This window comes from Streptomyces sp. NPDC086777 (assembly GCF_040702065.1).
Lineage (GTDB): Bacteria > Actinomycetota > Actinomycetes > Streptomycetales > Streptomycetaceae > Streptomyces.
In genome coordinates this window covers 260,625-271,404 of sequence record NZ_JBFBJI010000003.1, presented here as the reverse complement: position 1 = coordinate 271,404, position 10,780 = coordinate 260,625, and the positions used below count along the sequence as shown (strand labels likewise).

Annotated in this window: 7 protein-coding genes and 1 tRNA gene; all 8 read right to left on the bottom strand. The window is 68.8% G+C overall.

All coding sequences use genetic code 11. The features are described 5' to 3' along the window. Positions 1–62 precede the first annotated feature (62 nt). Positions 63–139, bottom strand: a tRNA-Ile gene (locus tag AB0472_RS06190). A gap of 111 nt (positions 140–250) precedes the next feature. Further along, positions 251–1,036, bottom strand: a complete 786-nt coding sequence (locus tag AB0472_RS06185) for a DUF3566 domain-containing protein (protein WP_366353816.1) — start codon at positions 1,034–1,036, stop codon at positions 251–253. Positions 1,037–1,055: 19 nt separating this feature from the next. Continuing rightward, a complete protein-coding gene (gene gyrA, locus AB0472_RS06180) occupies positions 1,056–3,650 on the bottom strand; it encodes a DNA gyrase subunit A (RefSeq protein WP_366353815.1) in 2,595 nt (864 codons plus the stop codon). A gap of 42 nt (positions 3,651–3,692) precedes the next feature. After that, positions 3,693–5,774 carry a DNA topoisomerase (ATP-hydrolyzing) subunit B gene (gene gyrB / locus AB0472_RS06175; RefSeq protein ID WP_366353813.1) on the bottom strand — a complete coding sequence of 694 codons (2,082 nt, stop codon included), beginning with the start codon at positions 5,772–5,774 and terminating at the stop codon, positions 3,693–3,695. A gap of 374 nt (positions 5,775–6,148) precedes the next feature. After that, complete coding sequence (locus tag AB0472_RS06170; RefSeq protein WP_366353812.1) at positions 6,149–6,676, bottom strand: DciA family protein; 528 nt, start codon at positions 6,674–6,676, stop codon at positions 6,149–6,151. After that, positions 6,673–7,794 (bottom strand): DNA replication/repair protein RecF, encoded by a 1,122-nt coding sequence (gene recF, locus AB0472_RS06165; RefSeq protein WP_366353810.1) that lies wholly within the window; start codon positions 7,792–7,794, stop codon positions 6,673–6,675. Before recF ends, AB0472_RS06170 begins: the two co-directional genes overlap by 4 nt. 73 nt (positions 7,795–7,867) lie before the next feature. Beyond that, positions 7,868–8,743 (bottom strand): phosphogluconate dehydrogenase (NAD(+)-dependent, decarboxylating), encoded by an 876-nt coding sequence (gene gnd, locus AB0472_RS06160; protein ID WP_351956817.1) that lies wholly within the window; start codon positions 8,741–8,743, stop codon positions 7,868–7,870. A 177-nt stretch (positions 8,744–8,920) separates the two neighbouring features. Then, positions 8,921–10,051, bottom strand: coding sequence for a DNA polymerase III subunit beta (gene dnaN / locus AB0472_RS06155; RefSeq protein WP_189262851.1), 1,131 nt, complete (start codon positions 10,049–10,051; stop codon positions 8,921–8,923). Positions 10,052–10,780 lie beyond the last annotated feature (729 nt).

Genomic DNA, 10,780 nt, shown 5'->3' with positions numbered 1-10,780 from the left:
CGCCCCGCCCTGAACACCAAAGCAAAAGACCCCCGATCCGTCCGGATCGGGGGTCTTCGTGCTGGTGGGGCTAACAGGATTTGAACCTGTGGCCTCATCCTTATCAGGGATGCGCTCTAACCAACTGAGCTATAGCCCCGCCGCGCTCTGCGGTGTATGTCCCGCGCGCTGACTCCTGAAGATTAGCGCACGACCGGGGCAGTCCCAAAATCGGTTGTCGGGGGACCGACAGGAGAGGTTTGGGGTCCGGTTACTCGTCCTCGGCCAAGGTCAGCTCGATGCCGCCGACGAAGCCCGCGGAGAGGTTGTAGATGAACGCGCCGAGGGTCGCCAGCGCCGTCGCGAGGACGACGTCGATGACCGCGATGATCGCCGTGAACGTCAGGACGTGCGGGAGCGAGAGGAACGCCTGGAGGTCGAAGCCGTTCGACTCGTTCGAACCGGTCGCCTCCGAGATCGTGCCGCCGACCGTCGAGAACACGCCCATCGCGTCCAGGACCATCCACAGCACCGCCGCCGCCACGATCGAGCAGATGCCCAGCGCGATGGAGAGCAGGAAGCTGACCTTCATCACCGACCAGGGGTCGGCCTTGGCGACCCGCAGCCGGGCCTTGCGGGTACGCGGCGCGGTGCGCGACCCGGCGGCGCCCGTGCGTGGCCGTCGTACGCCCGCTGCGGGCGCCTCGGCGGCCTGCCCCGCCGGATAGGCCTGCGGCGGGTGGTAGGGCCCGGCGGGCTGCTCTGCACGCCGTTCCCCGGGCAGCGGGGAGGCCCCCTGCTGCTGCGGCTGCGCGGGCGCCGGTCGGTCGCCCGGCGCGGCCGGCCCTCGGGTGTCGGTCACGGTTCCCCCCTGCGCTCCCGGTGCGTCCGGCGTGGACGCCTTCGCGGGCGCCTTGATCGCCTTCAGCTGGGTCGTGTGCGTGTCCGCCGGCTGCGGCGCACCGCCCCCGTCGGACGCGGCGGAGCCACGGCCGCCGCCGTCCGCATCCGTACCCGTCGAGGTACCGGCCGATCCGGCGCCCGTGGCTCCGCTCACGATGACTCACTCCTCGTGCCTACTCGGCCGAGGGCGCCTCACCCTCGTCCGTGCCGCTGGTCGCGACACCCTCGGCGGTCTCGTCCACGGCGTCCTCGCCGTCGACTTCCTCCGCCTCGCTGCCGGCCTCGGCGTTACGTGCGATACCCACGACGGCATCGCGCTTGCCCAGGTTGATCAGTTGGACGCCCATGGTGTCACGGCCCGTCTCCCTGACCCCGCTGACTCGCGTGCGAATCACACCGCCGGACAGGGTGATGGCGAGGATCTCGTCGTTCTCCTCGACGATCAGCGCGCCGACCAGCGAACCACGATCCTCCACGATCTTGGCGGCCTTGATACCGAGGCCGCCGCGGCCCTGGACGCGGTACTCGTCGACACGGGTCCGCTTCGCGTACCCCCCGTCGGTGGCAGTGAACACGAACGTACCGGGTCGAACAACATTCATCGACAGAAGTTCATCCCCCTCACGGAAACTCATGCCCTTGACACCGGAGGTGGCCCGGCCCATGGGTCGCAGAGTGTCGTCGGAGGCGGTGAACCTGATCGACTGTGCCTTCTTGCTGATCAGAAGCAGATCGTCGTCCGCCGAAACCAGCTCGGCACCGATCAGTTCGTCGTCGGAACCGTCCTCGCCCTCCCGCAGGTTGATCGCGATGACACCGCCGGAGCGAGGCGAATCGTAATCCTTCAGAGGCGTCTTCTTGACCAGACCGGCCTTGGTGGCCAGCACCAGATAGTCCGACGCGTCGTAGTCCCGGATCGCGAGGATCTCGGCGATCGCCTCGTCCGGCTGGAAGGCCAGCAGGTTCGCCACGTGCTGACCGCGCGCGTCCCGGCCGGCGTCCGGCAGCTCGTAGGCCTTCGCCCGGTACACCCGGCCCTTGTTCGTGAAGAACAGCAGCCAGTGGTGGGTGGTGGAGACGAAGAAGTGGTCGACGATGTCGTCTTCCTTCAGCTTCGTACCGCGCACGCCCTTGCCGCCGCGCTTCTGCGCCCGGTAGTCGTCCGTCTTGGTCCGCTTCACGTAGCCGCCGCGCGAGACGGTGACCACGATGTCCTCCTCGGCGATCAGGTCCTCGATGGACATGTCACCGTCGTAGGGCACCAGCATGGTCTTGCGGTCGTCGCCGTACTTCTCGACGATCGCGGCCAGCTCCTCGCTGACGATGCCGCGCTGGCGGACCGGCGAGGCGAGGATCTCGTTGTACTCGGTGATCTTCGCCTGGAGCTCGTCGTGCTCCTGGATGATCTTCTGGCGCTCCAGGGCGGCCAGCCGCCGCAGCTGCATCTCGAGGATGGCGTTGGCCTGGATCTCGTCGATCTCCAGGAGCCGCATCAGGCCCGTGCGCGCGATGTCGACCGTGTCACTGGCCCGGATCAGCGCGATGACCTCGTCGATCGCGTCCAGCGCCTTGAGCAGGCCGCGCAGGATGTGCGCGCGCTCCTCGGCCTTGCGCAGCCGGAAGCGGGTCCGGCGGACGATGACCTCGATCTGGTGCGTCACCCAGTGCCGGATGAACGCGTCCAGCGAGAGGGTGCGCGGCACGCCGTCCACGAGGGCCAGCATGTTGGCGCCGAAGTTGGTCTGCAGATCGGTGTGCTTGTACAGGTTGTTCAGGACGACCTTGGCGACCGCGTCCCGCTTCAGCACGATGACGAGGCGCTGACCGGTGCGCGAGGAGGTCTCGTCCCGGACGTCCGCGATGCCGCCGACCTTGCCGTCCTTCACCAGGTCGGCGATCTTCTGCGCGAGGTTGTCGGGGTTCACCTGGTAGGGCAGCTCCGTGACCACCAGGCACTGGCGGTTCTGGATCTCCTCGACCTCGACGACCGCGCGCATGGTGATCGAGCCGCGGCCCGTGCGGTAGGCCTCTTCGATGCCCTTGCGGCCGACGACCAGGGCGCCGGTCGGGAAGTCGGGGCCCTTGATCCGCTCGATCAGCGCGTCCAGGAGCTCCTCGTGCGAGGCCTCCGGGTTCTCCAGGCACCACTGGGCACCGGCGGCGACCTCGCGCAGGTTGTGCGGCGGGATGTTGGTCGCCATGCCGACCGCGATACCGGCGGAGCCGTTGATCAGCAGGTTCGGGAAGCGGGCGGGCAGGACTGTCGGCTCCTGGGAGCGGCCGTCGTAGTTGTCCGTGAAGTCGACGGTCTCCTCGTCGATGTCGCGGACCATCTCCATCGACAGCGGCGCCATCTTGCACTCGGTGTACCGCATGGCGGCCGCCGGGTCGTTGCCCGGGGAACCGAAGTTGCCGTTGGAGTCGACGAGCGGCATCCGCATCGACCAGGGCTGGGCCAGGCGGACCAGGGCGTCGTAGATGGAGGAGTCGCCGTGCGGGTGGTAGTTGCCCATGACGTCACCGACGACACGGGCGCACTTGTAGAAGCCGCGCTCGGGGCGGTATCCGCCGTCGTACATCGCGTACAGCACGCGCCGGTGGACGGGCTTGAGACCGTCCCGGACGTCGGGCAGCGCGCGGGAGACGATGACGGACATCGCGTAGTCGAGGTACGAGCGCTGCATCTCCGTCTCGAGCCCGACGGGCTCGATGCGCATCACGACGTCGCCGCCCTCTTCAGGGGTGACAGGAGTGTTCTCGTCGGCCATTGCTGGTGAAGATCCTTCCTGGTGCGGTCAGCTGAGACCGACTCAGATGTCGAGGAAGCGGACGTCCTTGGCGTTGCGCTGGATGAACTGGCGGCGGGCCTCGACGTCCTCGCCCATCAGGACCGAGAACAGGTCGTCGGCCTGGGCGGCGTCGTCGAGGGTGACCTGGCCGAGGACGCGGTGGTCGACGTCCATGGTGGTCACGCGCAGCTCCTCGGCGTTCATCTCACCGAGACCCTTGAAGCGCTGGATCGAGTCCTCCCTGACCCGCTTGCCGCGCTGCCGGCCGAGCTCCAGGAGGGCGTCGCGCTCGCGGTCGGAGTAGGCGTACTCGACCTCGTCCCGGCCCCACTTGATCTTGTAGAGCGGGGGACGGGACAGGTACACGTGCCCCTGCTCCACCAGGTCCCGCATGAAGCGGAACAGGAAGGTCAGCAGCAGGGTGTTGATGTGCTGGCCGTCGACGTCGGCGTCCGCCATCAGGATGATCTTGTGATAGCGGAGCTTCTCGATGTCGAAGTCCTCGTGCACACCCGTGCCGAAGGCCGAGATCAGCGCCTGGATCTCCTGGTTCTGCAGGATCTTGTCGATCCGCGCCTTCTCGACGTTGAGGATCTTGCCGCGGATCGGGAGGATCGCCTGGTACTGCGGGTTGCGGCCGGACTTGGCCGAGCCGCCGGCGGAGTCACCCTCGACGATGAAGATCTCGCACTTGGTGGGGTCGTTCGACTGGCAGTCGGAGAGCTTGCCCGGCAGGGACGCCGACTCCAGCAGCCCCTTGCGCCGGGTGAGGTCACGGGCCTTGCGGGCCGCCACGCGCGCGGTGGCCGCCTGGATGCCCTTGCGGATGATGTCCGCGGCCTCGACCGGGTTGCGGTCCAGCCAGTCGTTCAGGTGCTCGTAGACCGCCTTCTGCACGAAGGTCTTGGCCTCCGTGTTGCCCAGCTTGGTCTTCGTCTGGCCCTCGAACTGCGGCTCGCTCAGCTTGACCGAGATGATCGCGGTCAGACCCTCGCGGATGTCGTCACCAGTGAGGTTGTCGTCCTTCTCGCGGAGCAGCTTCTTGTCGCGCGCGTACTTGTTGATCAGCGAGGTCAGCGCCGCGCGGAAGCCCTCCTCGTGGGTGCCGCCCTCGTGCGTGTGGATGATGTTGGCGAACGAGTAGACGCCCTCGCTGTAGCCGCTGTTCCACTGCATGGCGACCTCGAGGGACAGGCTCTTGTCCTTGTCCTCGGCCTCCAGGTCGATGACCGTGGGGTGCACCACCTCTCCCTTGCGGGAGTTCAGGTACTTCACGAAGTCGACGATGCCGCCCTCGTAGTGGTACGTGACGGTCTTGACCTCGGCCTTCTCGTCCGCACCCGCCTCGTCGGCACCGGCGACGGCCTTCGCCGACTCGCGCTCGTCGGTGAGCCTGATCGTCAGGCCCTTGTTGAGGAACGCCATCTCCTGGAAACGCCGCGACAGCGTCTCGAAGGAGTACTCGGTGGTCTCGAAGATGTCCGGGTCGGCCCAGAACGTGACCGAGGTGCCGGTCTCGCCGGTCTCCTCGTGCTGGACCAGCGGAGCGGTGGGAACGCCCAGCTTGTAGTCCTGCGTCCAGCGGTGGCCGTCGGTCCTGATCTCGACGGACACCCTGCTCGACAGTGCGTTCACGACGGACACACCCACGCCGTGCAGACCACCGGAGACGGCGTAGCCGCCGCCGCCGAACTTGCCGCCCGCGTGCAGCACGGTCAGCACGACCTCGACGGCCGGCTTGCCCTCGGACGCCACGATGCCGACCGGGATGCCACGGCCGTTGTCGACGACGCGCACGCCGCCGTCGGCCAGGACCGTCACGTCGATGGTGTCCGCGTAACCGGCCAGGGCCTCGTCGACGGAGTTGTCCACAACCTCGTACACCAGGTGGTGCAGGCCGCGCTCGCCGGTCGAGCCGATGTACATACCGGGTCGCTTGCGGACCGCGTCCAGCCCTTCGAGCACGGTGATGGCACTGGCGTCGTACGAAGCGGGGACGGCGCCAGAACCGGCGGCCTCAGCGTGCGCGCCGGCGTCGGTGGACGGGATGTTCTCGTTGGGGTTGCCGGAATCGGCCACGAAGCGCCCTTTCTGGCACAGCACGAGCCGGGCTCGTCGGCGGGTTGCCGGAGCGGCTGCGGCATGTTGCGTTGGTAAGCCTTGATCAGCGTTGCTCAGCTTTTCCCGGACGGTCCCCACGTTCGGGGCGGGATTGTCTTCCAGTCTACCGGTAGCGCCGACAGTGATGGGGGTTTGCCGGTACCTGAGTCCGCATGTGCCGCCCTGAACCGGCCTGTGCCGACTCCCGATATGCGGATGGGGGCTCCAAGAGGCTCACGGAGGCACTCAGCGCTTCCGGCTGTCAACCCTTGGCTACTCCGGCGTCAGGTCGCGATTCGCAACCGCGTGCGGTCGTACGCCGAGCAGCCGGGCCGGCCGTGGAACGGCTCTGCACCCGGCTGCGATCGTGACGTAAGTCACCCGTAGGTGTCCCCGGGACCCGTGCTCCCGGGGGCGCGCAGCGGCCCGTAGCGCCGGGCGGGACCGCCGGGATTGAGCACCTTGATCAGGCGCACGGTGCCGTGCCCCAGGTCCTCGTTCAGACGGGCGACCAGTGCGGGCGCGAGGTGCCGCAGCTGGGTCGCCCAGGCGGTGGAGTCGCACTGGACGACCAGCACCCGCTCGTCCTCGTCGTAGCGCTGCGGCACGCAGTGCTTGGCCAGGTCCTCGCCGACGATCTCGGGCCAGCGGCCCATCACCCCGCCCACCGCGGCCGGTGTCTCCCAGCCGCGCTCGGTGATCAGCCGGTTGATCGCGGAACCCAGTGCCATGGGGTCGCGGCCGTCGGCGCGCGCGCCGGAGCGCAGGCCACCGCGCCGCGCCTGCTTCTTCTGCTGTGCCGCGTCGCCACGCGCGCGTGCCGCCTCCTTGGCCGCCCTGAGCGCCACGCGCGCGAGGTCGACACCGGAGGGTTCCTCCTTGGGCGCGGGTCCTTCGGTGCTCATGCCCGCTCCACCGTCCCGTCGGCCACCGCGTACCGCCGGCCGGCGAGGACGTGCGGTACGTCGTCGTCCACGGCGGCGGTGACCAGTACCTGCTCGCCGGGCGCGACCAGCTCCGCCAGCCGCTCCCGGCGCCGTGCGTCCAGCTCGGCGAACACGTCGTCGAGCACCAGCACCGGCTCGTTCCCCTCGGCACACAGCAGGTCGTACGACGCGAGGCGCAGCGCCAGCGCGTACGACCAGGACTCGCCGTGCGAGGCGTAGCCCTTGGCGGGCAGCTGCCCCAGCTTGAGGACCAGGTCGTCGCGGTGCGGGCCGACCAGGGTCACGCCCCGCTCGATCTCCTGCTTGCGGGCGTCCGCCAGCGCCGCCATCAGCTGGCCGTACAGGTCCTCGCGCGTGTGCGCCTCGCCGGGCGCCGACGGCCTGTACTCCAGCGCGACCGGACCGCCGCCCGGCGCGAGCTGCTCGTACGCCTTGTCCGCGAGGGGCTGGATCGCGGCGACCAGGTCGAGCCGCTGGGCGAGCAGCTCGGCACCGGCCCGCGCCAGGTGCTGGTCCCACACGTCGAGCGTGGAGAGGTCCATGGAGCGGCCGCCGTGCCGCCGGGCGAGGGCGGCGGTCTTCAGCAGGGTGTTCCGCTGCTTGAGCACCCGCTCGTAGTCGGACCGCACGCCGGCCATCCGCGGCGACCGCGCGGTGATCAGCTCGTCCAGGAAGCGGCGCCGCTCCCCGGGATCGCCCTTCACCAGCGCGAGGTCCTCGGGCGCGAACAGCACGGTCCGTACGATCCCCAGCACGTCACGCGGCCTGACCTGCGAGGACCTGTTGATGCGGGCCCGGTTGGCCTTGCCGGGGTTGAGCTCCAGCTCGACCAGCTGCTGCCGGTCGCCCTGCCGGACCTGCGCCCGGATGATCGCCCGGTCGGCGCCCATGCGGACCAGGGGAGCGTCGGAGGCGACCCGGTGGCTGCCGAGGGTGGCGAGATAGCCGACGGCCTCGACGAGGTTGGTCTTGCCCTGGCCGTTGGGGCCGACGAAGGCGGTGACGCCCGGGTCGAGCGGGACCTCGACCCGGGCATAGGAGCGGAAGTCGGCCAGCGACAGATGCGTGACGTGCATGGTTCTCGCCGACCTCCCCGTGACCTGCTGCTTCGTTCTCTGCTCGGTACTGCTTGTCGGTGCTGCTCCGGTGCTACTTCGCCTCTACGGCGTGGCCGCCGAACTGGTTGCGCAGCGCGGCGATCATCTTCATCTGCGGCGAGTCGTCCTGCCGGGAGGCGAACCGCGCGAACAGCGAGGCCGTGATCGCGGGCAGCGGCACCGCGTTGTCTATGGCGGCCTCCACAGTCCACCGGCCCTCGCCGGAGTCCTGTGCATAACCCTTCAGCCTGTCCAGGTGCTCGTCCTCGTCGAGGGCGTTCACCGCGAGGTCGAGCAGCCAGGAACGGATGACCGTCCCTTCCTGCCAGGAGCGGAAGACCTCGCGCACGTCCGTGACGGAGTCGACCTTCTCCAGGAGCTCCCAGCCCTCGGCGTAGGCCTGCATCATCGCGTACTCGATGCCGTTGTGGACCATCTTCGCGAAGTGGCCCGCGCCGACCTTGCCGGCGTGCACCGAACCGAAGTCACCCTCGGGCTTGAGCGCGTCGAAGACCGGCCGGACCTTCTCGACGTGCTCGGCGTCGCCGCCGTACATCAGGGCGTAGCCGTTCTCCAGGCCCCAGACACCGCCGGAGACTCCGCAGTCGACGAACCCGATGCCCTTGGCGGCCAGCTCCTCGGCGTGCCTCTCGTCGTCCGTCCAGCGGGAGTTGCCGCCGTCGACGACCACGTCACCGGGCTCCAGGAGCTCGGCCAGCTCGTCGATCGTGGACTGGGTCGGGGCCCCGGCCGGGACCATCACCCACACCACGCGCGGCCCGCTGAGCTTGCCCACAAGCTCTTCCAGGCTGTGGACGTCGGCGAGGTCCGGGTTGCGGTCGTATCCGACGACGGTGTGGCCCGCGCGGCGGATCCGCTCGCGCATGTTGCCGCCCATCTTGCCGAGGCCGACGAGACCGAGCTCCATCAGTTGGTTCCTTAGGTTGCGGTGTGGCAGGAGAGGCACGTTCGTGCCCGCGTCCGAGCCTAATCCCGGCCCTTTGCGCACAGTTGTGGGCATAGCCGCTCACCTGGGGAAACCCACCGATTCCCGGTGCCGGGTGCCCACAGGGGGCGCCCGACACCGTGCACAGCTGTGGACAACTCAGCCGCTGAGCCGCACCGGCATGATCAGGTACTTGTACGCCTCGTCCGCCTCGGCGTCCACGGCGGGCTTGCCGCTGAGCAGGGCGGGCTTCGTGGAGGTCGTGAAGGAGAGCTGGGCCACCGGCGAGTCGATCGCGCTCAGGCCGTCCAGCAGGAACGTCGGGTTGAAGGCGATCGAGATGTCGTCGCCCTCCAGCTGCGCGTCGACCCTTTCCACAGCCTGTGCGTCGTCGCTGGAACCGGCCTCCAGGATCAGCACGCCCTGCTCGAAGCTGAGCCGCACCGGGGTGTTCCGCTCGGCGACCAGGGCGACGCGCTTGACGGCCTCCACGAAGGGGGCGGTCTCGATCACGGCGACGGAGTTGAACTCGGTCGGGAACAGCGTGCGGTACTTCGGCAGGTCGCCCTCGAGCAGCCGCGTGGTCGTACGGCGGCCGGCGCCCTCGAAACCGATCAGCCCCTCGCCCGCGCCCGAGCCGGAGAGCGCCAGGATGACGCTGTCGCCGCTCGTGAGGGCCTTGGCGGTGTCCAGGAGCGTCTTGGCGGGCACCAGGGCGACCGCGGAGGCCTCCGGGTTCTCCGGCTTCCACAGGAACTCGCGGACGGCGAAGCGGTAGCGGTCGGTGGAGGCCAGGGTGACCGTGTCGCCCTCGATCTCGATGCGCACACCGGTGAGCACCGGCAGCGTGTCGTCACGTCCGGCGGCGATGGCCACCTGGGAGACCGCGGAGGCGAAGACCTCGCCGGGGACCGTGCCCGTCGCGTTCGGCATCTGCGGCAGGGAGGGGTACTCCTCCACCGGCAGCGTGTGCAGCGTGAACCGGGACGATCCACAGACCACCGTGGCCCGTACACCGTCTGTGGAGATCTCCACCGGACGGTTGGGGAGCGCGCGGCAGATGTCGGCGAGCAGCCGGCCGGAGACGAGGACCGTGCCCTCCTCCTCGACCTCGGTCTCGACGCTGACCCGCGCGGAGACCTCGTAGTCGAAGCTGGACAGGCTCAGCTGGCCGTCCTCGGCCTTGAGCAGCAGGCCGGCGAGGACCGGCGCCGGCGGACGGGCCGGGAGGCTGCGTGCCGCCCACGCCACTGCCTCCGCGAGTACGTCGCGTTCCACCCGGATCTTCACCGTAAGCCCGCCTCCTGCTGTCGCCGGGGCTTCTCGCCCTGCTGCGCCTTCGTCGTCTGTCCCGGTGTCGTCGGCCCCGGGGAGGGGAAGAACACCGGGGACCAGTCTGACGCACCGCACTGACAGCTGGTGCCTCTCGGGGTCAAGTCGTGACGAGACGCGGTCAGGGGCCGGAGAGCGAGTTGTGCACAGGGCCCTCTTCGAAACGGATTCCCAGCTCTCTCTAGTTGTCAGTAGTAGTAGGGGCTGTGGATACCGTGGATAACCTCGTTTGCCCAGCTCAGGGCCGAGATTTTGTCCACTGCCCCTGTGGGTGGGCCCGGTGGAAAACTGGGTGCCGCTGTGGAGAACAGAAAGTTCTGCACACGCCATGCACAGCCCGGGGGTACTTCTCCCCAACGCCGTCCCCAGCTTTACCCACCTTTCCCACAGGCCAACCCGGCACCTTTGTGTGACGCCTTTCACTCGACCCGGTGAGCAGGCGCGTCACGTTGCCGAACAGTGGACAGCGGTGTGGAGAAGCCGGGGATCGCTGGGGACAACAGCCCCTCACCCTGTGGGCGACCGGTGGACAACTTCGTGCACAGCCTGTGGATCTCTTCTTCGTCCACAGTCTGTGGAGATCCGTTGTCCACGATTCCACAGCCACCTGAGCTGCCCTGATGCGGTTTCGACCCCCAGCCTGTGGACGACGTTCGGGACAACTTCACAGTCCCCAGGGTGTGGACG